At 50.3% G+C, this 24,776-nt stretch carries 21 protein-coding genes and 2 tRNA genes; 12 read left to right on the top strand and 11 right to left on the bottom strand.

What is annotated here, in order from left to right:
- Positions 1-63: 63 nt before the first annotated feature.
- Complete coding sequence (gene parC, locus JNC80_RS09140; protein WP_022710472.1) at positions 64-2,316, bottom strand: DNA topoisomerase IV subunit A; 2,253 nt, start codon at positions 2,314-2,316, stop codon at positions 64-66.
- 254 nt (positions 2,317-2,570) lie between these two features.
- Here parC and JNC80_RS09145 point away from each other — a divergent pair, with 254 nt between their 5' ends.
- A complete protein-coding gene (locus tag JNC80_RS09145; RefSeq protein ID WP_116088176.1) occupies positions 2,571-3,812 on the top strand; it encodes an aq_1923 C-terminal domain in 1,242 nt (413 codons plus the stop codon).
- Positions 3,813-3,936: 124 nt separating this feature from the next.
- Here the strand turns inward: JNC80_RS09145 and aspS are convergent, their stop codons facing one another.
- Positions 3,937-5,829, bottom strand: a complete 1,893-nt coding sequence (gene aspS / locus JNC80_RS09150) for an aspartate--tRNA ligase (RefSeq protein WP_376710112.1) — start codon at positions 5,827-5,829, stop codon at positions 3,937-3,939.
- 268 nt (positions 5,830-6,097) lie between these two features.
- Here aspS and rnd point away from each other — a divergent pair, with 268 nt between their 5' ends.
- Both rnd and JNC80_RS09160 read left to right on the top strand, forming a co-directional pair.
- A complete protein-coding gene (rnd, locus tag JNC80_RS09155) occupies positions 6,098-7,252 on the top strand; it encodes a ribonuclease D (protein WP_022710468.1) in 1,155 nt (384 codons plus the stop codon).
- A 2-nt stretch (positions 7,253-7,254) separates the two neighbouring features.
- Complete coding sequence (locus JNC80_RS09160) at positions 7,255-7,794, top strand: dihydrofolate reductase family protein (protein WP_376710113.1); 540 nt, start codon at positions 7,255-7,257, stop codon at positions 7,792-7,794.
- Positions 7,795-7,997: 203 nt separating this feature from the next.
- Here JNC80_RS09160 and ppx read toward each other — a convergent pair whose 3' ends face one another.
- Both ppx and JNC80_RS09170 read right to left on the bottom strand, forming a co-directional pair.
- On the bottom strand, positions 7,998-9,521 hold the full coding sequence (ppx, locus tag JNC80_RS09165; RefSeq protein ID WP_376710114.1) for an exopolyphosphatase: 1,524 nt from the start codon (positions 9,519-9,521) through the stop codon (positions 7,998-8,000).
- Complete coding sequence (locus JNC80_RS09170; RefSeq protein WP_376710143.1) at positions 9,518-11,722, bottom strand: RNA degradosome polyphosphate kinase; 2,205 nt, start codon at positions 11,720-11,722, stop codon at positions 9,518-9,520. Before JNC80_RS09170 ends, ppx begins: the two co-directional genes overlap by 4 nt.
- A gap of 399 nt (positions 11,723-12,121) precedes the next feature.
- Between JNC80_RS09170 and JNC80_RS09175 the strand changes: the two genes are divergently transcribed.
- Positions 12,122-12,379: a zinc-finger domain-containing protein gene (locus tag JNC80_RS09175; protein WP_022710464.1), complete on the top strand. Its 258-nt coding sequence runs from the start codon at positions 12,122-12,124 to the stop codon at positions 12,377-12,379.
- 181 nt (positions 12,380-12,560) lie between these two features.
- Entirely contained in the window at positions 12,561-13,802 is a 1,242-nt protein-coding gene (locus JNC80_RS09180) for an FAD-dependent monooxygenase (protein WP_022710463.1), read from the top strand.
- A gap of 75 nt (positions 13,803-13,877) precedes the next feature.
- On the opposite strand, the gene JNC80_RS09185 is transcribed toward JNC80_RS09180, so the two are convergent.
- On the bottom strand, positions 13,878-14,300 hold the full coding sequence (locus JNC80_RS09185) for a VOC family protein (RefSeq protein WP_022710462.1): 423 nt from the start codon (positions 14,298-14,300) through the stop codon (positions 13,878-13,880).
- A 300-nt stretch (positions 14,301-14,600) separates the two neighbouring features.
- Between JNC80_RS09185 and JNC80_RS09190 the strand changes: the two genes are divergently transcribed.
- Positions 14,601-15,128, top strand: a complete 528-nt coding sequence (locus JNC80_RS09190) for a GNAT family N-acetyltransferase (protein WP_376710115.1) — start codon at positions 14,601-14,603, stop codon at positions 15,126-15,128.
- A 16-nt stretch (positions 15,129-15,144) separates the two neighbouring features.
- A complete protein-coding gene (locus JNC80_RS09195; RefSeq protein ID WP_376710116.1) occupies positions 15,145-15,507 on the top strand; it encodes a VOC family protein in 363 nt (120 codons plus the stop codon).
- 3 nt (positions 15,508-15,510) lie between these two features.
- On the opposite strand, the gene JNC80_RS09200 is transcribed toward JNC80_RS09195, so the two are convergent.
- The gene (locus JNC80_RS09200; protein WP_376710117.1) at positions 15,511-15,915 is read right to left on the bottom strand and encodes a GNAT family N-acetyltransferase; all 405 of its coding nucleotides are present in this window, start codon (positions 15,913-15,915) and stop codon (positions 15,511-15,513) included.
- 86 nt (positions 15,916-16,001) lie between these two features.
- Between JNC80_RS09200 and JNC80_RS09205 the strand changes: the two genes are divergently transcribed.
- Positions 16,002-16,379, top strand: coding sequence for a glyoxalase superfamily protein (locus JNC80_RS09205; protein WP_376710118.1), 378 nt, complete (start codon positions 16,002-16,004; stop codon positions 16,377-16,379).
- A gap of 55 nt (positions 16,380-16,434) precedes the next feature.
- Here the strand turns inward: JNC80_RS09205 and JNC80_RS09210 are convergent, their stop codons facing one another.
- The 5 genes from JNC80_RS09210 to JNC80_RS09230 all read right to left on the bottom strand — a co-directional run bounded on the left by JNC80_RS09210 (position 16,435) and on the right by JNC80_RS09230 (position 22,266).
- A complete protein-coding gene (locus JNC80_RS09210) occupies positions 16,435-17,184 on the bottom strand; it encodes an amino acid ABC transporter ATP-binding protein (RefSeq protein WP_033315959.1) in 750 nt (249 codons plus the stop codon).
- Between the two features lie 196 nt (positions 17,185-17,380).
- Positions 17,381-18,535, bottom strand: coding sequence for an amino acid ABC transporter permease (locus JNC80_RS09215; RefSeq protein WP_116088186.1), 1,155 nt, complete (start codon positions 18,533-18,535; stop codon positions 17,381-17,383).
- A gap of 1 nt (position 18,536) precedes the next feature.
- Positions 18,537-19,730, bottom strand: a complete 1,194-nt coding sequence (locus JNC80_RS09220; RefSeq protein ID WP_075655871.1) for an amino acid ABC transporter permease — start codon at positions 19,728-19,730, stop codon at positions 18,537-18,539.
- A 359-nt stretch (positions 19,731-20,089) separates the two neighbouring features.
- Positions 20,090-21,121, bottom strand: a complete 1,032-nt coding sequence (locus JNC80_RS09225) for an amino acid ABC transporter substrate-binding protein (RefSeq protein ID WP_376710119.1) — start codon at positions 21,119-21,121, stop codon at positions 20,090-20,092.
- Positions 21,122-21,408: 287 nt separating this feature from the next.
- A complete protein-coding gene (locus JNC80_RS09230; RefSeq protein WP_376710120.1) occupies positions 21,409-22,266 on the bottom strand; it encodes a phosphatase PAP2 family protein in 858 nt (285 codons plus the stop codon).
- A gap of 288 nt (positions 22,267-22,554) precedes the next feature.
- On the opposite strand from JNC80_RS09230, the gene JNC80_RS09235 reads away from it, so the two are divergent.
- From JNC80_RS09235 to JNC80_RS09250, 4 genes are all read left to right on the top strand, one after another.
- Positions 22,555-23,733 (top strand): cystathionine beta-lyase, encoded by a 1,179-nt coding sequence (locus tag JNC80_RS09235; RefSeq protein ID WP_376710121.1) that lies wholly within the window; start codon positions 22,555-22,557, stop codon positions 23,731-23,733.
- A gap of 160 nt (positions 23,734-23,893) precedes the next feature.
- Positions 23,894-23,970, top strand: a tRNA-Pro gene (locus tag JNC80_RS09240).
- 92 nt (positions 23,971-24,062) lie between these two features.
- Positions 24,063-24,374 (top strand): ETC complex I subunit, encoded by a 312-nt coding sequence (locus tag JNC80_RS09245; RefSeq protein WP_163026116.1) that lies wholly within the window; start codon positions 24,063-24,065, stop codon positions 24,372-24,374.
- Between the two features lie 24 nt (positions 24,375-24,398).
- Positions 24,399-24,475, top strand: a tRNA-Arg gene (locus tag JNC80_RS09250).
- The last annotated feature ends 301 nt before the right edge of the window (positions 24,476-24,776 follow it).

Here is a 24,776-nt window from a genome sequence, read left to right on the forward strand (position 1 = left end):
TCCCATTGGTTTATCAGCAATCAGAGCGGCTTCTTCCCTACAAGAAGCCACTCTGCCTGTATTTTACGAAGTGAATTTACCGGTGCGCGGGAATCCCTTCGGCACCATCCGTCCGGCGGAAGCGCGTGCACCCGTCCATTCCAGCAATTCTTCTTTACTGCGTGTGAATGTGCGGTCAGCGGAATCCTGCCATGTCAGCCCCTGTTCGATAGCAAAGCTGCGGATGTCGGACACACCGCCGTCTTTGTATTTCTGCAGACGCACACCTTTACCGCGTGCCAGTTCCGGCAGCTCGGACAGCGGGAATACCAGCATTTTGCGGTTTTCACCGACAACAGCCATAGTGTCACCGGTCACACGCTGACAGATTTTCATCTCATCCGGCAGTTTCACATTCATGATCTGCTTGCCCTTACGGGTATTGGCGATGACTTCGCTTTCGCTGATCATGAAGCCATAGCCCTCATGGGATGCCAGCAGCAATTTAGCAGATGCATCATGCACAAAAGCGGTCAGAATATCCTGATCATTGTCCATATCGACCATGATACGGATAGGCTCGCCATGACCTCGGCCACCCGGCAAAGTGTTGGCTCCGATGGTGAAGAACTTACCGCCGGTCGTTGCCACAACAATCTTGTCCGTGGTTTCGGCGTGGAAAGCCAGATGCAGCTTGTCGCCTTCTTTAAAGGACAGGCTGGAGAAATCTGCCAGATGCCCTTTCATGGCGCGCATCCAGCCTTTTTCTGATACCACAATCGTGACCGGCTCACGCTCGATCATTGCCTGATGAATATCTTCCAGATCATGGCTCGGCGCTTCAGCAAATTGCGTGCGACGCTTACCCAACGGTGTTTCAGGCCCGTAGGTCTCGCGAACCTTTTTGATTTCGCCGCTGATCGCCTTCCACTGCTTGATTTCCGAACCAAGCAATTCTTCAAGCTGCGCTTTTTCAAGTGTCAGCCCGTCAAATTCTTTGCGGATTTCAAATTCTTCCAGCTTGCGCAAGGAACGCAGGCGCATATTGAGGATCGACTCAGCCTGCATGTCTGTCAGGCTAAACGTACGCATCAGTTCCTGTTTCGGCTCATCCTCTTCACGGATGATGCGGATAACCTCATCCAGATTGAGATAGGCAATCAGGTAACCGCCCAGAATTTCCAGCCGCTTTTCAATCTCATTAAGCCGGAATTGTGAACGGCGCTGCAGAACTTCCTTACGATGCTCCAGCCATTCTTTCAGCACACCACCCAGCGAGAGAACATTCGGCACTTTACCATGGGAAAGCACGTTCATATTCAGCGAAATGCGGCTTTCAAGCTCGGTGAGCTTGAACAGCGATTCCATCAGCAATTCCGGATCGACAGAGCGATTCTTCGGCTCCAGTACGATACGGATATCTTCAGCCGATTCATCACGGATATCATCAAGCAGCGGCAGTTTCTTCGCCAGCAGCAGTTCAGCGATCTTCTCGATCAGGCGAGATTTCTGCACCTGATACGGAATTTCTGTAATCACCACCACCCATGTGCCACGGCCGAGATCTTCCTTCTCCCATTTCGCACGCACGCGGAATGCACCGCGGCCTGTACGATAGGCCTCAAGAATATTCTCTTTTGGCTCAACCAACACACCGCCGGTTGGAAGATCAGGTCCCTGAACAATTTGCACCAGTTCTTCAACCGTTGCCTGCGGATTGCGGATCAGCAACAGCGCGGCATCACACAGCTCCGCCACATTATGCGGCGGAATATTGGTGGCCATACCCACAGCAATACCGGAGGAGCCGTTTGCGAGAAGGTTAGGAAAAGCACCGGGCAGAACGACCGGTTCTTCGTCTTCCTCATTATAAGTCGGACGAAAATCGATGGCGTTTTCTGTAATACCTTCGAGCAGCAGCGATGCCACTTCGGTCATGCGTGCTTCAGTGTAACGCATAGCCGCCGGATTATCACCGTCAATATTGCCGAAATTGCCCTGCCCGTCCACCAGCGGATAGCGCACGGCAAAATCCTGCGCCAGTCGCGCCAGCGCATCATAAATAGAAGCATCGCCGTGCGGGTGGAACTTACCCATCACGTCACCGACAATACGCGCGCATTTGGCATAGGCACTGCCCGGATTAAGACGCAGCAGGCGCATGGCATGCATGATGCGGCGGTGAACCGGTTTCAGACCGTCGCGCACATCCGGCAGCGCACGATGCATGATCGTGGACAGCGCATAGGCAAGGTAGCGCTCTTCGAGCGCCGATTTCAGATCAACTGTTTCAACGTGATCGTCGCCGCCTGATGGCGGAATCAAATTATTTCCCATGGAATATGGTTAGCAAGCGGCTGATTCTGCGGCAAGTCAAGATGCGTTTACACACAGTGAATAGGCCGGTTTTCCGCATTATTCTCGTTATTTCATCAAAAATACAACGATAATGACAACAGATTTTCGATCATCCTCAAGTGTGACTTGCAGTAAAATAAACGGGCTGTTACGAAAATGACAAAATTGCCATGTTATTAGGCGATGACAGTATTTCGTATGTAAAAATTAGGTCAACACTTAAGGAGCCTCTGATGCCGGTTATGAAACCGCTATATACCGCAGCCCGCACTCTTTCCGTTGCTACAGCACTCACTGTGATCTTTGCTGGTTCAGCTTATGCACTGGACGGAAATGATGTCGCCAAGCGTCTGCAGGCTCGCTTTGAAGAACAGGGTACAAAAATCGAGTTCGGCAAAGTCGACACCGATGGCTCAACCGTTACCCTGCGCGACACAAAAATCGACTTCAAATCCGCTGAAATGGGCACTTTCACCGTTGGTGACATTGTTCTGACAGACGTTGCTGAAAACGACAAAGGTGCCTACACCGCGGAAACTGCAACCCTGCAGGATTTCGAAAAAACAGACGACAAGAGCACTTTCGCTCTGAAGGGCATCGAAATCGGCAAACTCTATCTCGCAGCAGATGACGAACAGGATCCTGTTGTCAAAATGCTGTATTATCAAACCATGAAGGCTGACAGCTTCACCATCCACGAAGATGGCGAAGAAATGGTCAACATGAAAGATATTTACGCAACCTCTACCCCTTACACAAAGGGCACTCCGGTTGCGATGAGCTTCGGCATCAAATCTATTGATCTCGACATCGAGAAAATGGATGCATTGCGCAAAGGTGCAGATGCAAGCGCCGGCAATGACGAAGCTTCGGAAACACCAAATCCGATGATCGATCTCGGCTACAAACAGCTGAGCATGGCTGTAACCTCGACCGGCTCATGGGAACCGGAAAAAGGCGATCTGGCCATCGACAAGATGGAATTTGACGTCAAGGATGTCGGTAAATTCGACACCACCATGAAGCTCGGCGGCTATGATGCAAAATTCATCAAATCCGTACAGCAGGCCAGCGCTGAAATGAGTGCAAATAAGGAAAATTCCGATGCAGCCGGTATGGCAATGCTCGGTCTGATCCAGCAGCTTTCGATCAGCAACATGGCTATCCGCTATGATGATTCATCCCTCACCCCTAAACTGCTCGACTATTATGCCAAGCAGCAGGGTATCTCCAAGGAAGACATGGTCAACCAGATCAAAGGCATTGCGCCGATCATGGTTGGCTATCTCGGCCATGCGGATTTCGCCATGCAGGCAACGACTGCCGTCAACACCTATTTTGACGATCCTAAGTCTCTGACAATTGCTGCAAAGCCGGAAGCGCCTGTTTCCTTCGCTCTGATCGCAGCAACTGCAACTGCTGACCCTAAGAAGCTTCTGGACCTGCTGGCTGTTAAACTGACTGCCAACCAGTAAGCTCTTCTGAGCTGAACAAAGAAACCCGGCTTTTAGCCGGGTTTTTTATTGCCTGAACATTGCGCAATAAAAAACGCCGCGTCCGTTAAGACGCGGCGTTTCTAATATTTACCCCTAAAACAGATCAGTCTTTTTTGATCGGGTTCACGCGGATATGCAGATCACGCAGCTGAGCCGGTGTGACTTCTGCCGGTGCGCCCATCAGCAGATCAACAGCCTGCTGGTTCATCGGGAACAGCGAGATATCGCGCAGGTTTTTCGCACCAACGAGCAGCATAACCACGCGGTCGATACCGGCAGCCATACCACCATGCGGAGGCGCGCCATACTGGAATGCACGATAGAGGCCGCCAAAGCGATCTTCCACATCCTGCTGGCTCAAACCAACCAGTTCAAAGGCCTTGACCATAACTTCCGGCAGCTGGTTACGGATCGAACCGGATGCGATTTCAAAACCGTTACAAACCAGATCATACTGATAGGCTTTGAGCGACAACGGATCCTGCGTTTCCAGTGCTTCCAGACCACCCTGCGGCATGGAGAACGGGTTATGGGCAAAGTCGAGTTTCTTGTTGTCTTCGTCCCATTCATAGAACGGGAAGTCGATGATCCAGGCCAGTTCAAAACGATCACGGTCTGTGAGGTTCAGCTCATCGCCGGCGCGGTTACGGGCATCACCGGCAAATTTGTAGAATTTCGACGGCAGACCAGCCACGAAGAAGCAGGCGTCGCCAGCATTCAAACCAAGTTGTTGTCTCAAAGCTTCAGTTCGTTCGGGGCCAATATTTTTAGCTATAGGCCCGGCTCCAACAACTTTGTCAGACCAAAGACCTAGTTCTTTTGCAACTCTTTCTTCATACGCTTCGCGACTTTCGTTTGGGTGCTGGGGGTGTTTGACTGCATCAAATACAAGTGAATCACCCCACCCTTCTTTACGCCAGAAGATATAGCCGAGACCCGGCTGACCTTCACCCTGCGCCCATGAGTTCATACGGTCACAGAAAGCGCGCGAACCACCGGTTTTCGCAGGGATAGCCCATACTTCAACCTTAGGGTCATTCGCGATCATGTTCGCGAATACTTTGAAACCGGAACCGGCAAAGTGACCGGTCACAGCCTGCATTTCAATCGGGTTACGCAGATCAGGCTTATCCGAACCATAGGTGCGGATCGCATCATCATAAGCAATACGACGGAACTGCTGGGTTACCGGCTTGCCTTCAGCAAATTCTTCGAAAATGCCGCGCATTACCGGTTCCATTGTCTCCCAGACTTCTTCCTGAGTGACAAAGCTCATTTCGAGATCGAGCTGGTAGAACTCGCCCGGCAGACGGTCTGCACGCGGATCTTCATCGCGGAAGCAAGGTGCAATCTGGAAATAGCGGTCGAAACCAGCCACCATCAACAGCTGCTTATATTGCTGCGGTGCCTGCGGCAGCGCATAGAACTGACCTTCGTGAATACGGCTCGGCACGAGGAAGTCGCGCGCGCCTTCAGGCGAAGAAGCGGTCAGGATCGGTGTAGTGAATTCGTTGAAGCCGATCTCGTTCATATGACGGCGCATCGAAGAAATAATCTTGGTGCGCTTCATGATGTTCTTGTGCAGCGTATCGCGGCGCAGATCGAGGAAGCGGTATTTCAGACGGATATCTTCCGGATAGTCCGGCTCACCGAACACCGGCAGAGGCAGTTCTTTGGCAGCAGCCAAAACTTCAATCTCTTTGGCAACGATTTCGATTTCACCGGTAGGCAAATTCGGATTTACAGCCTCATCAGCACGGGCGGTTACTTCACCGTCAACGCGGATCACCCATTCACCGCGAACGGTTTCAGCAACTTTAAATGCCGGGCTTTCCGGATCAGCAACGATCTGGGTCAAACCATAGTGGTCGCGAATATCGATAAAGAGAATACCGCCGTGATCGCGGACACGATGAACCCAGCCGGAAAGACGAACTGTCTGGCCGACATCCGACTTGCGGAGGGCTTCGCAGGTATGGCTGCGGTAACGATGCATGTTTTCTGCCTTCAGAAGAGTGGTAAGAAACGTAAAATCGCAGATAAAATCTGATTTTTATGTTGTCGGACAAGCGCATTTTGGCCGCAAAAAGTCAAGTGTCAGACCCTTCTACAGCCAAATTGATTCATTCTGAATGTTCTATAACCGGTCTCAACTGCGAGCAACAGACAGCAGCCCCCTTAGAATTGCAGTAAAGTCACAACATATGTGATTTTTAAGCTTACGCCCCCGCGACAAAGCTATTGCGATTGTTTATAGAAAAATCATGGAACTCATTACGACAACACAGGGTCTTGAACAGGCCGTTTCACAGCTTTCAAAATCTGATTTTGTCACTGTGGATACCGAATTCATTCGTGAAACCACTTTCTGGCCGGAGCTTTGCCTGATCCAGATGGCATCGCCGGACACAACGGCGTTGGTGGATGCACTGGCACCGGGCATTGATCTCAGCTCTTTCTTCGCCCTGATGGCGGATAAATCTGTCGTCAAAGTGTTTCACGCTGCCCGTCAGGATATTGAAATCGTTTTCCACCTCGGAAATCTGATCCCTGAGCCGGTATTCGACACACAGGTTGCAGCGATGGTTTGCGGTTTTGGCGATGCCATTTCTTATGATCAGCTGGTTGCCCGTATCACCGGCGTAAATCTGGACAAGTCGTCCCGCTTTACTGACTGGCGCCGCCGTCCGCTGAGTGACAAGCAGTTGGATTATGCACTGGCCGATGTTACGCATCTACGCGATGTTTATCTCTATTTGCAGGATCGCTTGACCAAAGAAGGCCGCAATGACTGGGTGAGCGAAGAAATCCGCATTCTCACCGCCCGCGAGACCTATGACATGCATCCTGACGATGCGTGGAAGCGTCTGAAAATCCGTCTGCGTAAGCCTGCCGAACTGGCCGTCATGCAGAAGGTTGCCGCATGGCGTGAACGTGCCGCACGCGAACGCAATGTGCCGCGTGGCCGTGTAATCAAGGACGATACGATTCAGGAAATCGCCCAGCAACAGCCGCGCGATGCGGAAGCGCTGTCCCGCCTGCGTACCATTCCGAAAGGCTGGGAGCGTTCCTCTCATGCACAGGGGCTGGTTGAAGCGATCAATGAAGCACTGAGCATTCCGAAAGAAGACATGCCACGTCTGCCGAAGCAATATAATGCGCCGGAAGGCACCGGTGCCGCTTCAGATGTGCTCAAGCTACTGCTCAAAATCATTACCGAAGATCATGGTGTAGCACCGAAAGTTGTCGCCTCTTCCGATGATATTGATCAGATTGCTGCCAAGGGTAATGCAGCGGATGTACCGGCTCTGAAGGGCTGGCGCCGTGAATTGTTCGGTGAAAAAGCACTGCAAATGATTGAAGGCAAAATCGGCATCAAGTTTGAAAACCGCAAGATCAAGGCAGTTCCGCTGGATTAAGCATGAGCGACAAGATCAAAGTCAGCGTTTTTCTGGGCATCAGTCTGGACGGGTATATTGCCGGTCCGGACAATGATCTGTCGTGGCTGTCCGTGGTCGAAACCGATCCGCCAGAGGATACCGGTTACAATGCCTTGATGGCTGATGTGGATGTGCTGGTTATGGGGCGTAATACCTATGACACAGTGCTGACATTCGGCTTCTGGCCTTATGAGGGCAAGCAGGTTGTTGTACTGACCAGCCGTCCGCTGACACCGCTTTATGGCGAAACCAGCTTCACCGGCACACTCAGCGATCTGCTGCCGGAGCTGTCCGCGCGTGGTCTCAGGCATGTCTATCTCGATGGCGGCAATGTTGTGCGCCAGGGTGTGCAACAACAATTGGTTGATGAACTGACTTTAAGCTGGGTACCGGCCACAATCGGCAAAGGTGTGCGACTGTTTGAAGGTGATATGTCCATGAACCAATGGAAACTCACCGGCCATCAGGTTTTTCCAAGCGGGTTGCTGCAAGGTCGCTATACATTCGACAAAACGATGTAAAAAAAAGCCAGATACAGAGCATTTCCAGTTCACCGCGAACCATAAATGCTCTGTTTTTTGTTTACGCATTTCCGGACGCATCGAAGTGGGAAAAGAAATCAGTCCGGCAAACTGATTTCCCCGCGAAGGCGGCTCCCACTTTTGTTGGAAATGCTCCTGATCCGGCTTTTTATTACTTCATGCTGAAATACAGTATTTTAGCTTCATTCAACCGCAAAACGCAGTGTCTTGCCGGTTACCTTGGCCAGAACATTCAGCCGGTTATCCAGTCGCTCTGATACCAGATCACGATAGGCCTCCGGCACCACCAGCGCCAGAACATCGCCTTCCTGCCGCCATTTAAGTTGCGGGATTACCCCCGGCATTGAAGCCGAGAACAGGTATACCACACGCAGCAACGCACCCAGAACCCGAGCCCGCTCACGCAGACGCGGCGTTGCAATGCGAATAATTTCCGGCGCGGCATCATCATCCATAACGCCTTCATGACGATAATAATTGGCCAGCGCCATATAAGCACGCCCCGGATGATCAATTCCGATGAACGAGCCATGGGCAATAATATTCAGCGCCTGCGGGCCGCGATAATCAGGATGTGCACGCCAGCTGATATCGGCGAGCAGACAGGCCGCGCGACGATAACGATATTCATCCTCGGTCTCATCATAGCCGAGCTGCTCGAATGCATAGCCGGTCCAGTCCGCCAGCTCGTGCGCATGGCGCGGTGAGCGCGAACGCAGCACCGCCTGCTCTTCAGCAGCGGAAAGCAGAGGATCGAGTTTCTGCTCTTTTTTAGCGAGCAAGGAGAACAGATAGCCTTCACGCACGCCCATTGCCGAGAATACAATTTGTGCCGGCTGCATGCGCTTAACAACTTCCATCAGCACTGTCGCACCATAGGACAACAGCTGACGACGGTTTTTCGACACAGCCTCAATGCCGCGCATATGGTCGATATCAAAGCGCGCCACACGATAGAGGAAGTGATAGGCATCTTCCGGATCCATCGCATAGCCATGCATGACATGCAGCGGATAATGTTTGGCACTCATATGCAGCTTGGCAAGATTTCGCCATGTACCGCCCACCGCATAGAATGTGCGGCCTTTGCCCTCTTTCAGAAACTCGACATCACCGACATATTTGCGGGTGATTTTCGCAGCTTCTGTAATTTTTCCACCGGACAAATCCTGCAGGCGCAAACCGCCGAGCGGCAATGTAATGCCGCTGCCGATCGCCTTGTCAGGATTATCGCCAAGCACATCAACCAGTTCAAGGCTGCCCCCTCCAAGGTCACCAGCGATACCGTCCGGATGGTGAAAACCGGAAATAATACCAAGCGCCGAATAATAGGCCTCTTCGCGGCCAGAGAGAATCTGGATGTTTTCACCCAGAATTTCTTCCGCCCGTGCAATGAAATCCGGCCCGTTTTCTGCTTCACGCGCAGCCGCTGTGGCAATTGTGTAGATTTTTGTGGCACCGGCCTGCTTGGCCAGCGCACGAAAACGCCGCAGCGCCTCAAGCGCACTGGCGACCGATTTATCATTCAGACGTCCGGTTTGTGCCAGTCCTTTACCCAGACCGCTCAGAATTTTCTCGTTAAAGAAAATAGTCGGAGAACGCACAATACCTTCATAGATAACCATACGCACGGAGTTGGAACCGATATCAATAACTGCGACCGGTTCCAGACCTTTCAAACGGCCCTGTGCCAGAGACAAAGTCATGCGTTACGGTTTCGCTCTGCGCGAACGCGGTTGTGACGCGCAATCAAACGCGGTGCTGACGATTTCAGAGACTTGCCGCGACCGGACAGGCTGGGATTGGTCATGAAATATTCCTGAGCGTTAAAAGCTTCTTCCCCGTCCACGGGTTTAATCCGCTTGGAGGTTCCGTCTGAAAGTACCTCAAAGCTTTGTTGATTATCGTAGAGATTTGCAAGCATAATCTGCGATAAAATCTGTTGATGCACGGTCACATTTGTAACAGGCACCAGCGTTTCCACGCGGCGGTCAAGGTTTCGCGGCATCATATCTGCCGAGCTTATATAGACAATTGCATCTTTGGACGGCAAATCCTGCCCGTTACCGAAGCAGAAAATACGTGAATGCTCAAGAAAACGACCAACAATGGATTTGGCGCGGATATTGTCTGACAGACCCGGAACCTGCGGACGCAGACAGCAAATGCCGCGTACCACCAGATCAATCTGCACCCCTGCACTGCTGGCTTTATAGAGAGCATCAATGATCTGCGGATCAACCAGCGAATTCATTTTCATCCAGATCGCCGCCGGACGACCCGCTTTCGCGTGTTCAATCTCATTTTCAATATGTTTCAGAATCCGGCGGCGCAATGTAAAAGGCGAAATAGCCAGTTTCATAACATCTGCCGGTTGCGCATAACCGGTAATGAAATTGAAAATATGCGCCACATCGCGCGCCGTATCGGCATCAGATGTGAAGAAAGACAAGTCAGTGTAAATCTTCGCGGTGATCGGGTGATAGTTACCCGTACCAAGATGCACATAAGAGCGCAGTTTTTCATCCTCGCGGCGCACGACGAGCGACATTTTCGCGTGGGTTTTCAGCTCGATAAAGCCGAAGACCACCTGCACGCCCGCACGTTCCAGATCGCGTGCCCAGCGAATATTCGCTTCCTCGTCAAAACGTGCTTTCAGCTCCACCAGCGCGGTCACCGACTTACCGGCTTCCGCCGCATCAATCAGCGCACGTACAATCGGCGAATTGTTTGAGGTGCGGTAGAGCGTCTGTTTGATGGCCAGCACATTCGGATCAAGTGCCGCCTGACGCAGAAACTGCACCACAACATCAAAGGACTCATAAGGATGGTGAACGACAATATCCTTCTCGCGGATTGCCGCTAAACAATCGCCGCCATGCTCACGGATGCGTTCAGGAAAACGTGGGTTATAAGGGGTGAATTTCAGATCATCGCGCGGAATAGCAACAATTTCCGAAATCATATTCAGCGCCAGCAGACCCGGCAGAATACTCACACGGCTCTCGGAAACACCAAGCTCCATGGTCATGAACACCCGCAGCGCTTCCGGTATATCACTGTCGAACTCAATACTGATAACCCGTCCGCGACGACGACGCTTCAGCGCAGTTTCAAAATGGCGAACCAGATCTTCGGCATCTTCTTCCACTTCAATATCACTGTCGCGAATGATGCGGAATGTACCGGCGCCACGCACTTCATAGCCCGGAAACAGGCGTTCAATGAACAGACTCACCACATCTTCAAGCGTGATAAAGCGATAGATACCCGCCTCGGACGGTATCTGTACAAAACGGCTGAGTGCCACCGGCAGACGCAGCAGCGCCACCATCGGATGCTTGTCGGTTATGCGCGACAATTGCAGCGCCATCGAGAAGCCGAGATTCGGAATGAACGGAAACGGATGCGCCGGATCGAGCGACAAAGGCGTGAGAACCGGAAAGATCGTATCCAGAAAATGGTGCTCAAGCCATTTCTTGTCGTGTTTTTTCAGGCGGTCAGAACGAATAATCTCAATATTTTCCTGAGCCAGTTCCTGACGCAGCATTTGCAGCGTTTCCTGCTGCGCAACCTGCAAAGTGGCAACTTCTGCCAGCACAAAATCAAGCTGCTCCTGCGGTGTACGGCCATCGGCTGAACGTGTGGCCACACCTGCCCGCACCTGCCCTGCAAGACCGGCAATGCGCACCATGAAAAATTCATCAAGATTGGCTGCCGAAATCGACAGGAAACGCAGACGTTCCAGCAATGGCTGATGTTTGTTCACAGCCTCTGCCAATACACGCTTATTGAATTGCAACCATGAGAACTCACGATTGACAAAACGCTCCGGACTTTCAGACAGGTTCCGCACAGCATCATCGGCAGACATATCTGAAACAGCAATAATATCTGTCTTGGCCATTAATGCCGGCATATTACCCACAGGTTCAGCCTCTTTAACCGATCCATGATTTTTTTTATGCGACACGTTAACAATCCCTCTGAAATCGCCGGCACTCAGAAATTACCGGAAAGACCGGACGATATTCGATCCTCTGAACAGTGCTCCTGTTAAGGTTCGTTTATGCATTCTGTATGACAAATTCTTAACAAAGCGGAGATTACAGCAGAAACTATAAAAAACACTTCCGCTCCTGCATTATTCGCGATACATCAGAGCCAAATTATGCGTCCGAGCGCTGCCGGCATCAAGGTTCCGCCTGCTGTCTCTCTCACGCTTTGTTGTTACCGCATTGATGTGGCGAGTGATTCCGCTCAAAGCATAAATGCTTTAAGGTGATACCATCACTGGAGTCGTCATATGTCAGATCATATCATCCCTCATTTTCAGAACGATGCCGGCCACAATGCCATCAGCATCGGCGTTAAAGAATTCATGTGCGTCGGCGCAAATCCGCCATTCGACCATCCGCATGTGTTTCTCGATATGGGCGATGAGGAAGAAGTTGTCTGCCCTTATTGCTCGACCCTTTATCGTCACGATGCATCCCTGAGCGCAGATCAGACTGTGCCTGCCGGCTGCACCTTCAACGATCCTCAGGTTGCTGCTGCAGAATAATCCTGCCTGCCTCCGTGAAAATGCGCCCCGTTTTTCACCTTCAGAGCAGTTGTTATTTTCTTTCAGACTGCTCTGACACCACGCTTCAGTTTCTGTAGATGCCGTTGTGCAAGGATAAGAGCGGGATAAAACTCCCGTTCAGATATTTCCGGCATCTGCCTCAACGGCTGTGAGGGCAACCATGCAAAACCAGAATAATCAGCGTATTCTTATTTCCGGTGCCGGACTTGCCGGTATGACCACGGCTCTGGCTCTGGCAGAGCGGGGTTTTTCTGTGCTGATGATGGAAAAGGCACCGGCACTTTCCGAAGTCGGAGCCGGTTTGCAGCTGGCACCCAATGCCACGCGGCTTCTTGCCCGTCTGGGCATTATGGAAGACCTGCTGCCCCATGCCGTCAGCCCTGATGCGCTCTATCTGATGGACGGTGTGAAAGCACAACCGCTTATCCGTATGGAACTTGGGAGCCAGGCAGAACAACGCTGGAATGCACCTTATATTACCTGTCATCGTGCGGATTTGCAGGCAGTTCTGCTCAAGGCCGTGCGTGCGCATCCGCAGATTACTTTGCATCTCGGCGCTAATGTGCTGTCCCACCACATTTCAGAAGACAAAGTGACGATCCGCGTTGATCTCAACGATCAGATTACCGACTATAGCGGACAGTTGCTGCTTGGTTGCGACGGTGTGTGGTCAGCGCAGCGTGCCGGACTTGTGGCGAATAATGCGGCTACGCAAAATGACAGCCGCGCCCGATTTACAGATCATATTGCCTGGCGCACCACCCTGCCCGCTGAAAAGCTGCCGCAGAGTTTTCTTGATAGTCTCAAAGATACACTCAGTGTTTCTGCATGGCTTGGTCAGGGCGCGCATCTGATTGCCTATCCGATTAAAAACGGTAAAGCCTTTAATTTTGTTGCGATTACCGATGGTGAAGATATCGGCACAAGCTGGGATATGAAAGGCGACAGCGCCGCTCTGATCCGCAGTTTTTCAGGCTGGTCTCAGGCTGTCAGCGATGTCATCAAAGCCGCACCGCAATGGACATTCTGGCCGATGTTTGAAATGCCGGAGCCAAAGCTGGTGATTGATAAGCGCCTTGTGCTGCTTGGCGATGCTTCTCATGCGATGACACCATTTGCGGCACAGGGTGCAGCAATGGCAATTGAAGATGCGGCCTCGCTCGCAGCACATCTCTCACCGGAGCAAAGTGACCATAGTGCAGCCCTCGCCGCCTTTGAAAAACAAAGACTGGCGCGCATTGCCAAAGTTGCCCGCCGCGGCAAGCTCAACCGTTTTGCCTATCACGCCAGCGGCCCTGTGGCTCTCGGTCGTAACATGCTGTTTAAAATACGCAAACCGGAAGACTTTCTGCGCGATCTGGACTGGCTTTATCAATATGATGCGGCTGACATTACATCCTGAACCGCATCATGTTTTTCAGGCTCTGTCCCGTTGTTCAAAAGCGAATATTGCGATCAGAACGGGACAGGGAATATTTTAGTCTTTTGCCATGGCCTGCTTTGCAGCTTCCATGTCCATCCACATCACTTCCCAGATATGGCCGTCCAGATCTTCAAAACTGCGGCCATACATAAAGCCATAGTCCTGCACAGCTGACGGATCAGCCTTGCCACCGGCAGATGCAGCCTTGCTGATTAGCTGGTCTACCTCCTGCTTATCCGATGCTGACACACATACCAGAACCTCGCTGACAGTATGTGCATCAGCAATGTTTTTGGGCGTGAACTGGCGGAATTTATCATGGGTTATCAGCATGACGTGAATAACGTCCGATAAAACCATGCAGGCTGCGGTTTCATCGCAGAACATATCATTCTTTCGCGCCCCGATTGCCTCATAGAAACTGATCGACTTATCGAGATCACGCACGGGAAAGTTCACAAATATCAGTCTGCTCATTATAATTTCCTCCTCAGAATATTTGGCAGGACTGTTTAACTTCTGCGCTAGAGCGGTTTAAGTCCAGATTGGATCACAGTGCTCGCTCTAGATTCTTTATTTTGCTGCATTATCACGGGCGTCAAGTTGATCCAACTTGACTGTGAAATGCTCTAGAGCGGTTCCGGTTAATATTGAATCAGTAGAACCGCTCTAATTCTTTGTTTTACGCGTACCCCGAAAACTGCTTCGCACTTTTCGGGGTACGCTCCAGTGACAGCATACTACATCAAATCAGACAGATTGAGACAGGAGCCCGATTTGTTAATTTATCGCACGGCCAAATCCTTCGACGCTGCAAAACTGGCAGCTTTATCTATCGAAGTCTGGCTGCATACCTATGCCAAGGCGGGTATCAGCACTGTTTTTGCTGAATATGTACTGCAGCGTTTTAAGCCGCAATATTTTGAACAGATGATCGCGGATGGCGCAAAGCAGATCATTCTCGCGGAACAGGATGGTCATCTGCTCGGCTATATTGTTATTGATTATCAAGCTACGTTGCCTGAAAGCCTGCATGCGCTGACAACAGCTACAGAGATCAGCACACTTTATGTCAGAGCCCGTCATGCCGGATGCGGGATCGGCTCTGCTCTCATGCAACAGGCACGTGAAGCGGTAAAAGCACAGGATATCGACCATATCTGGCTTTCGGTCTTGCATGATAACCACCCTGCATTACACTTCTACAGGCAACAGGGTTTCCAAAGGCAGGGTTCAATCTGGTTTGAACTTCCGGGTGAACGCCATGAAAATTATGTGCTGATACAACCGGTTTTGCCTGCCTGAACAACGGGAGAAAACAATGCCGATACTCGGACTGGATCATATTCAGCTTGCAATGCCTGCCGGTGGAGAGGACAAAGCCCGCACATTTTATAGCGGGCTGCTAGGTATGACGGAAGTTCCCAAACCCGACAATCTGGCAAAACGCGGCGGCTGCTGGTTTGAGCTGCGTGATCTTAAAGTTCATCTCGGCGTTGAACGCGGCTTTGCCCCTGCGCAAAAAGCGCATCCGGCTTTTCTGGTTGATGACTTGTCCGCATTTCTAGCAATGCTAGCAGAACATCAGATTGAATCAACAGAGGATGAACCGCTGTCCGGCTATCTTCGTGCCTATATCAACGATCCGTTCGGCAATCGTATCGAGCTGATGCAGAGATTATAAAGACTATGCCTGATGAAACATCAGGCAGGAGGAGCCTTTTACAAAACCCTGTTTTTCATAAAACGGAACCAACCGTTCAGGGCAATAGAGTTCAAAACCCTGAACTTTTTGCAGATCAGGGTGCCGGATGATGCGTGAAACAATTTCCTGTCCAAGCCCCAGTCCGCGCGTGGATTCATCCACAATCACATCAAAGATCAGCGCTTTAAAAGTATAATCCGTCAGCACACGAGCAAAACCAATGACGCGATCCTGCATATCACAACAGGCGATAATCAAATCGCAATGAACAAGCATATTGATCGCATCGTCATAAGAGCGGCTCTGCGTCCACCATTCCTTTGTGTAGAGTTCAAAGAAACTCTGATGATGTTTTTGCTCCAGCTGGTTCAGCCATTGATATTGCATTTTTTCTCCCATCACTGCCTGTATAGTTTTAATATGAATTTTACAGGCATATTTTATAGTCACGGCACAACACCGGAGAACATCTTATGAGCAATGTCCAGTTTGAACAGGTTTGCCCGATATTCAGAATTTTCGACATTGAGAAAGCCAGAGAATTTTATCTCGACTATCTGGGTTTTCAATGTGACTGGGAACATCGCTTTGCTGAAAATATGCCGCTCTATATGCAGGTTTCGCGCGGCAATCTGGTGTTGCACCTCAGCGAACATCATGGCGATGGCAGCCCCGGTGCCAATATTTTCGTGCGCATGCAGGGTGTCGATACCCTGCATAAGGAAATCAGCAGTCATAAATACCGTTTCCTGCGCCCCGGCATAGAAAATGAACCATGGGGTCGGGTTCTGGCTGTGATTGATCCTTTCGGCAATCGTATCCAGTTCTGCGAAGGCCCGCATGGCGAATAGATAATAAAAAACACCCGCGATTTGCACTGCGGGTGTTTTAATATGTTTCTGAAAATTAGTGCAGGATCTGGCTGAGAAACAGCTTGGTACGCTCATGCTGCGGATTGTCAAAGAATTCGGATGGCGAATTCTGCTCCACAATCTGCCCCTGATCCATAAAGATCACGCGGTTGGCAACCTGACGCGCAAAGCCCATTTCGTGGGTTACGCAGATCATGGTCATGCCTTCTTCAGCGAGGCTAACCATGGTGTCCAGCACTTCCTTGACCATTTCAGGATCAAGCGCAGAGGTCGGCTCATCGAACAGCATAATACGCGGCTTCATGCAGAGTGAGCGGGCAATCGCCACGCGCTGCTGCTGACCACCGGAAAGCTGACCTGGATATTTATTTGCCTGCTCCGGAATCTTAACGCGTTCCAGATAATGCATCGCAATTTCTTCTGCCTGTTTCTTCGGCATTTTGCGCACCCAGATCGGCGCAAGCGTGCAATTCTCAAGAATTGTCAGATGCGGAAACAGGTTGAAATGCTGGAAAACCATACCGACTTCGCGACGCACTTCATCGATCTTTTTCAGATCATTGGTCAGCTCTTTGCCGTCCACAATGATCTGGCCTTTCTGATGCTCTTCAAGGCGGTTAATGCAACGGATCATCGTTGATTTACCGGAACCGGAAGGTCCTGCCACGACAATACGCTCCCCGCGCATTACCCGCAGATTAACATCGCGAAGCACATGGAATTCACCATACCACTTATGCATTCCGACAATATCGACTGCGACATCGGTTTTGGATATTTCCATAATTGCTCCCGTTTCTTCCATCGTCGGCTTCAGCAAAGCGCCCGATTGCATGCTCATTCTTTATTCCCTCACTGACCATCCGCAGCAATAATGCTGATGGTATTCCCGATTGAATGGTTTCATCCGTCTGAATGAAACCATTTCTGTTCTTTGGCAGCTGTGAGCGAAAAACCAACTCCCGGTTTTCCGCAGCCGCTTACCGATGGCTCGTATCCAGCCTTCTCTCCATATATAGCGAATAACGCGACATACAGAAACAGAAAATCCAGAATACAAATCCGGCAAAAACAAGACCCGTTGCCGGTGTCTGCGGTGTTGCCCAAGTGGCATCCGAAAAATTCTGCCTGACGATTCCAAGCAGGTCGAACATACCGATAATGTAAACAAGACTTGTGTCTTTGAACAAGCCGATAAACGTGTTCACAATACCCGGCAAAGCAAGTTTCAGCGTTTGCGGCAGGATAATGAACAGAGTTTTCTGCCAATAGCTCAAGCCCAGCGAATCCGCGCCTTCATATTGCCCTGACGGAATCGCCTGCAAACCGCCGCGAATGACTTCAGCCATATAGGCGGAAGCGAATAATGACACACCGACCAGCGCACGCAAAAACTTATCAAAGCTGGTGCCCGGCGGCATAAACAATGGCAGCATGACGCTGGCCATGAACAGCAATGCCACCAGCGGCACACCACGAATAACCTCAATGAAGATCACGCACAGTGTCTTGATAACCGGCATATTGGAACGCCGTCCCAAAGCCAGCAAAATACCCATCGGCAGCGATACGGTAATCCCCACCACGGACAGGATCAGCGTGACCAGCAGACCGCCCCAGAGCGAGGTTTCAACATAACGCAGACCGAATGAACCGCCGACCAGCAGGAAATAGGTGAAGACCGGAAAAACAATGAACAACAGAACTGCGTTCAGCATTTTATGCGGCAGCTTGCCAATCAGCATCGGCACCAGCAAAATCACGAAAACCAGCGCCACGAGTTTCACACGCCAGCGTTCATCAACCGGATAGCGTCCGTAGAGAAATTGCTGGAGCTTTGCATCGACAAAAGCCCAGCAGGCACCCGACCAGCCATCCGGCTGCAAACCGCCCTGCACCGTTGTGGTACAGAATGTGCGGTCAGTCCCTGCCCAGACAGCATTGACAAACAACCAGTTTATCAATCCCGGCAGAAACCAGACAATCAGCGAAATACCCATGATTGTCAGAACGGTATCTTTAAGGCTCGAAAACAGGTTTTCTTTCATCCATGAAGCAATGCCTTTCTGACTGGCAGGTGCCGGCATCGGATCAACCATTTGCGAGCGTACATATTGTAAGTCTGAATTTGTCATCTTACCGCTCCACCAATGCCATTTTCGCGTTAAACCAGTTCATAAATGCAGAGGTAATGAGGCTGATGCCGAGATAAACCGCCATCCAGATCGCCACAACTTCTACCGCCTGCCCTGTCTGGTTAAGCACCGTACCGCCGACAGCCATCAAATCCGGATAGCCGATAGCAATCGCCAGAGACGAGTTTTTCGTCAGATTAAGATATTGGCTCGATAAAGGAGGAATGATAATCCGCATCGCCTGCGGCACGACAACAAGGCGCATCGCCTGCGGTCTGCGCAGGCCCAAAGCTGCGGCTGCCTCTGACTGGCCTTTGCTAACCCCTTTGATACCGCCGCGCACAGTCTCCGCGATGAAAGATGCCGTATAGAATGACAGCGCCAGATAAAGCGCCAGAAATTCAGGTTTCACCTGTGTGCCGCCGGTCAGATTGAATGAGCCAAGTTTCGGAATATCAAAGCTGACAGGCATTCCCGTGATAAAAAATGCGAGCGCCGGCAATCCTATTATCAGTGCCAGAGCAACACGCCAGAACGGAAAAATCTGCCCCGTTTTTGCCTGACGCAAACGTGCCCAGCGATGAATGACAAAGGCTGCAATAACAGCGGCAACGAAAGCCGCGAATATAAGCCATGCATTCTCGCCCCAGATTATGGACGGAAAGAAAAACCCGCGCTTGTTCAGATAAGTATCAAACGGCAAAGCATAGCTGCCGCGCACTTCCGGCAGAACCGACAATACGCCGAAATACCAGAAGAAAATCACGAGCAATGGCGGGATATTACGGAAAGTCTCGACATAAATGGTACAGATTTTGGCGATCAGCCAGTTTCCGGAGAGACGCCCGATACCAACCAGAAATCCGATAACCGAGGCTGTAATGATACCCAGTACAGCAACATAAAGCGTATTCAGAAGACCGACCACAAAGGCCCGTGCATAGTTGGAATCCGCATCATAACTGATCAGCGACTGGCTGACGTCGAAACCTGCGCGACTTTTCAGGAAGTCAAAACCGGATGCAATGTTCAGCCTCTGCAAATTTGCGGCTGTATTTCCTATTATCCAATAAATCAAAGCAAAAACTGAAATAAAAACAACCGCCTGATAAAATAATCCGCGCATTTTCGGATTATTCAGGAGGGAAACTTGTGTTTCCTGTCGCTTGCCGGTTACGGCGCTTTGATCTGCCATGCGCACCTCATGCTCTGCTGTCAGATATTTGACCAGATATTTGAAAAGCCCCCTGCGCCTTTTCACCTATAGCCGGATTATCAAATTATAAATTTCAGACAGGGATTTCGGCCATATCGGCAGGTACCTTAAATAGCGGTACAATCTTTCAGCTATCTTTTGTTTTTATTGCACGTCAAAAAGCGTTTCATGCTCAAGCTATTTGCTTATACGCGTATCTGACCCGAAAACCGGTCCCCGCTTTTCGGATACGCTCCGGACGGCACAAAATTACAATGTTTCAATTATATTTCAGGTACAGAAAGCTATCCTGCACCACATGATGTGGTGCAGGTGCTTATTCTGATTATACGCCGATATTAGCGGATTGGTATACCATATTGCAGACCACCTTTGGTCCACAGCGCATTAATACCGCGGGCAATTTTCAGCGGGCTTGTTGTGCCGATATTGCGTTCAAAAATCTCGCCGTAATTGCCGACATTTTTAACAATCTTCACAACCCAGTCATTATCAAGACCCAGATCGACGCCGATCTTGGTTTCAGCTTCTGTTCCGAGAAGACGTTTGATTTCAGGTGAATCAGACTTCATCATCTCTTCAACATTAGCCTGCGTAATACCGGCTTCTTCCGCATTCAGAAGTGCGTTATGAACCCAGCGCGCCACATCGGCCCATTGTGCATCGCCCTGACGGACAACAATACCGAACGGCTCTTTGGAGATGATTTCCGGAAGAACGACGTGATCGTCAGGGTTGGAAAGCGCCAGACGCACACCGTAAAGGCTGGACTGATCCGTTGTGTAAGCATCGCAACGGCCGCTGTCATAAGCAGCATTGGCCTCTTCGATTTTCTCAAAGACGACCGGATTATATTCCATCTTATTGGCCTTGAAGTAATCGGCCATGTTCATTTCAGTTGTTGTACCTGCCTGAACGCAAATTGATGCGCCGGACAGCTGCAATGCTGATTTAATATCCGGAAGTTTCTTACTGTTGACCATAAAGCCCTGGCCATCATAGTAATTCACACCGGCAAATTCCAAACCGAGAGATGTATCACGGCTGATTGTCCAGGTTGTGTTGCGGATAAGAATGTCGATTTCACCGGATTGCAGCGCAGTAAAGCGCTCTTTGGCATTCAGCGGTGTAAATTTAGCCTTGGTTTTGTCCCCGAAAATAGCCGATGCCACAGCACGGCAATAGTCAACATCGAAACCAGACCATTCCCCCTTATCATTCGGGGCGGCAAAACCCGGCAGACCCGTATTGGTGCCGCATTGTACAAAGCCTTTTTTCTTCACATCATCCAATGTGCCGGCAATTGCTGCAGAGGTTGTAACGGTCAAAGCAGCCACGCTGGCCAATTTGAGTAAAGTTGACTTTTTCATATGATGCTCACCCTCATTATCGTTAAACTTATTATCAGCATTCAAAAATCAATTTCGGCATTCTGTCATATCCGGCAAAATCTGAACCGGATCTGTTTTTCGTTTTGACAGCCTGATATCCGGCTTTAACCGGTTTAGTTCAGCCTGTGATCCGCAAGGCGGAAACGGGATACGTCTAAAACTGTGTCTATCGAAAGCTATTATTTTCGACAGGTCAAGGGTCCAAACACGGAAAATTGTTCAGTCCGCTCCCCGAACACAGCTTGCCCTGCCTCAAAAACCTGAACTTAAGCGCCTTGCAGCTTGATTCTTCTGCTGATTATATTTTTCAGTTCAGGAAACATCTGCCCTTCCCCGAGACGAAACAACAGACCAGACTGCGCCAGAAACCGCGCCAGAATCAAGGTGGTAACCGTGCCGATAGCAAAGCCGGTCACCACATCACTCGGATAATGCGCCTGAACGAAAACACGGCTTGAAGCAATCAGCGCCACACCTGCATAGGCAAAGAACCGGTAACGCGGAAACCACAGCGCCAGCAGCGTGGCCAGCACAGCTGCCGTACAGGCATGACCGGACGGAAAACTGACATAAGCATGGCTGAAATCAAACGGCTTGAAACCAAAAGGCCCTGCACTATCAATAAGAAACGGGCGCGGTCTGCCGACAAAATATTTGAGAATATTCACGATCAGTCCGGCACTCAGAATCGCAGAAATACCGAACAGGCTCTGACCGGCAATCGTGCCCAGACGATTATAACTTTGCAGAAGTTCAGGAATTTTAAGGCCATAGCCTTCCTGCCCGCGCAACCTGTGCCGTCTCACCAGACAGACCGCAATAATGACGGTGAATAATGCAACATAGGGAGCGGCCAATACGAGATTCGTCAGCGATTTCAGAATCTCTACAGGCAACCACTGCACGGAAACGGCAAGGCGGGACAAATCCCCGTCAAAAGGTAAAAGCACCCCCGCACCCGCAATCATAACCAGCAGAAACAGCGTCAGCTGATACGACCACAGATTGGTCGCGCTCTGATCTGCCCTTTCATGTTCAGCCTGTTGCATAGATTGCGCCTTACGCCGTGCCAGCCCCGCCTGAACAGAGGTTCTCAATTCTGAAAATTCATATTTTAAACTCATAAAACTCTCACACCGCAACTGCTGCAATCAATAAAATTGTTCATCTCTTACTATGCTGTAAATCCGTTTTACCGCTTCTCATAAAGAAAGCATAAGGTTTCAGGACAAAGCACAAAGATTATGCTCTAGTCGCAACTGTCATTTTCCGGCTTATTGCAGAAAATGAAAAACGGCACTGTTAACACGCTGAAAACACAAATATTTTCAGAAAAAGCGATTCCGTTTCAGCACGAATAACGAAGACTCACACGAGACAATACAGACTAACAGGCAGCAGGAGGCGTTTTTATGGTCAAATCAGAAAAGGGTACGGGGGAATTAGGGATCAACACAATGCTTACCCATTGCGGGAATGATCCTTATGCATATCACGGCTTTGTCAATCCGCCGGTTGTGCGCGCTTCGACTGTCCTGTTTCCGGATGCTGCGACCATGGCAACGGAAAACCAGAAATATACCTATGGCACGCATGGCACACCGACAACGGACGCTTTATGCAGTGCGATTGACGAGCTGGAAGGTTCCGCAGGCACTCTGCTCGTTCCCTCCGGTCTGGCTGCCGTTACTGTACCGCTGCTGGCTTTCCTGAAAGCCGGCGACCACGTGCTGTTCGTTGATACGATTTATAATCCGACACGCCGCTTCGCAAATACACTGCTGAAGCAATATGGTGTTGAGGTCGAATATTATCCGCCGCATATCGGTGCGGATATTGCCGGACTGATCCGCCCGAATACGCGTGTCATTTTCACAGAATCACCCGGCTCCAATACATTTGAAATTCAGGATATCCCGGCAATTGTCGAAGCCGCACATCAGCACGATATTGTCGTGATGATGGATAATACATGGGCAACGCCTCTTTATTTCAAAGCGCTTGATTTTGGTGTGGACATTACAATTCATGCCGGAACGAAATATCCTTCGGGACATTCCGACATTCTGTTCGGCATGATTTCCGCGAATGAAAAATGCTGGAAACAGCTGGAAAACGCCTATACCGCCCTTGGTATGTGCGTAAACTCCGATGATGCCTATCAAATTCTGCGTGGCCTGCGCAGCATGGGGCTACGCCTCAACCATCACCAGCAAAGCGCTCTGACGATTGCCCGCTGGCTGGAACAGCAGCCCCAGATTGCCCGCGTGCTGCATCCCGCGCTGGAAAGTCATCCGGATCACGCCTTGTGGAAGCGTGATTTCAAAGGTGCCAGCGGTGTTTTCTCAGTGGTTCTCGCTTCAGGCGGCAAAGAAGAAGCCCACAAATTGCTCGATACGCTAAAACTATTCGGCCTCGGCTATTCATGGGGCGGCTATGAAAGTCTGGCCGTGCATGTTCAGCTCGGTGACCGGACAGTTGCTGCAAAGAGCTATGAAGGACCGGTGATCCGCCTGCAAATCGGGCTTGAAGATACGCAAGATCTGATTGACGATCTGCAACAGGGACTTCAGGCTGCATTTGCAGTCTGATAATCTGTAAAATACGGAAGCTTCTAAAAGCGGAGACAAAACAGTGCTTTTGTCCCCGCTTTTATAGTGTGACATTCATGCATTTTTGGTTGGAAGTGCCGTTTTGCCTCTTGCGCTCCTGCCTTGAAAATTCTAGACACATCTTATCCTTTGAGGATAGCGGAGCGTAGCGCAGCCTGGTAGCGCACCTGATTTGGGATCAGGGGGTCGGAGGTTCGAATCCTCTCGCTCCGACCATGACAAATACTGAATATTATAGTGAAATTTGTCTCTCGTTTAACAGACCAGCAAATATAAGATTTGACGGTCGCTTTTGTGCCCTGAGGTATATGAATATGGTTGCCCGTATTTATCGTCCAGCCAAGACTGCCATGCAATCCGGTAAAGCCAAGACCGAAGCCTGGTTTCTTGAATATGAGCCTGAAGTAGCCCGTAAAATTGAACCGCTGATGGGTTATACTTCTTCCCGTGATATGAAAAGCCAGATCCGTATGAGCTTCGAGAGCCTCGAAGAAGCGATCGCTTATGCGCAGAAATACGGCATTGCCTACCGGATTGAAGAGCCTAAAGAAGCCAAACGCCGTAAAGTGTCTTACACGGATAATTTCCGCTTTGACCGCCAGCAGCCTTGGACTCACTAATTATATACCGCTTTCAGAATATGCGGTCCCGTAGCTCAGCTGGATAGAGCACCGGCCTTCTAAGCCGACGGTCACTGGTTCGAATCCAGTCGGGATCGCCATACATTTCAATAACTTATTGATAGTATAGCAAAGGCCGGTTTACAGCTTTTTTCTACCGGTTTACATTTTTATTCATTTTCTGTTCTCACGGTCACCACCCCACATTAACAATTCACAGCAATTCACAGCCCCGCCAGGCCATGAATAATCCCTGTTGACTCTTTCACGTTTTGAGAACATTTGTAGAACAAATTAGTAATTATTAAAACTTTTACCCTGCTTTTGCGCACTCGTTTGCGCCACGGAGGAGCGCGCCTAAATGGGCAACTGGAAAACCAATTACAGGGTCAGTGATTTATC

This window comes from Pseudochrobactrum lubricantis (assembly GCF_041929865.1).
GTDB lineage: Bacteria > Pseudomonadota > Alphaproteobacteria > Rhizobiales > Rhizobiaceae > Pseudochrobactrum > Pseudochrobactrum saccharolyticum.

Coding starts and splice junctions, on each gene's coding strand:
- JNC80_RS09205 (WP_376710118.1), top strand. CDS start 16,002: ATGAGCAATGTCCAGTTTGAACAGGTTTGCCCGATATTCAGAATTTTC.
- JNC80_RS09180 (WP_022710463.1), top strand. CDS start 12,561: ATGCAAAACCAGAATAATCAGCGTATTCTTATTTCCGGTGCCGGACTT.
- rnd (WP_022710468.1), top strand. CDS start 6,098: ATGGAACTCATTACGACAACACAGGGTCTTGAACAGGCCGTTTCACAG.
- JNC80_RS09230 (WP_376710120.1), bottom strand. CDS start 22,266: ATGAGTTTAAAATATGAATTTTCAGAATTGAGAACCTCTGTTCAGGCG.
- ppx (WP_376710114.1), bottom strand. CDS start 9,521: ATGACTTTGTCTCTGGCACAGGGCCGTTTGAAAGGTCTGGAACCGGTC.
- JNC80_RS09170 (WP_376710143.1), bottom strand. CDS start 11,722: ATGGCCAAGACAGATATTATTGCTGTTTCAGATATGTCTGCCGATGAT.
- JNC80_RS09185 (WP_022710462.1), bottom strand. CDS start 14,300: ATGAGCAGACTGATATTTGTGAACTTTCCCGTGCGTGATCTCGATAAG.
- parC (WP_022710472.1), bottom strand. CDS start 2,316: ATGGGAAATAATTTGATTCCGCCATCAGGCGGCGACGATCACGTTGAA.
- JNC80_RS09210 (WP_033315959.1), bottom strand. CDS start 17,184: ATGGAAATATCCAAAACCGATGTCGCAGTCGATATTGTCGGAATGCAT.
- JNC80_RS09200 (WP_376710117.1), bottom strand. CDS start 15,915: ATGCAATATCAATGGCTGAACCAGCTGGAGCAAAAACATCATCAGAGT.
- JNC80_RS09220 (WP_075655871.1), bottom strand. CDS start 19,730: ATGGCAGATCAAAGCGCCGTAACCGGCAAGCGACAGGAAACACAAGTT.
- aspS (WP_376710112.1), bottom strand. CDS start 5,829: ATGCATCGTTACCGCAGCCATACCTGCGAAGCCCTCCGCAAGTCGGAT.
- JNC80_RS09145 (WP_116088176.1), top strand. CDS start 2,571: ATGCCGGTTATGAAACCGCTATATACCGCAGCCCGCACTCTTTCCGTT.
- JNC80_RS09175 (WP_022710464.1), top strand. CDS start 12,122: ATGTCAGATCATATCATCCCTCATTTTCAGAACGATGCCGGCCACAAT.
- JNC80_RS09225 (WP_376710119.1), bottom strand. CDS start 21,121: ATGAAAAAGTCAACTTTACTCAAATTGGCCAGCGTGGCTGCTTTGACC.
- JNC80_RS09215 (WP_116088186.1), bottom strand. CDS start 18,535: ATGACAAATTCAGACTTACAATATGTACGCTCGCAAATGGTTGATCCG.
- JNC80_RS09195 (WP_376710116.1), top strand. CDS start 15,145: ATGCCGATACTCGGACTGGATCATATTCAGCTTGCAATGCCTGCCGGT.
- JNC80_RS09245 (WP_163026116.1), top strand. CDS start 24,063: ATGAATATGGTTGCCCGTATTTATCGTCCAGCCAAGACTGCCATGCAA.
- JNC80_RS09235 (WP_376710121.1), top strand. CDS start 22,555: ATGGTCAAATCAGAAAAGGGTACGGGGGAATTAGGGATCAACACAATG.
- JNC80_RS09160 (WP_376710113.1), top strand. CDS start 7,255: ATGAGCGACAAGATCAAAGTCAGCGTTTTTCTGGGCATCAGTCTGGAC.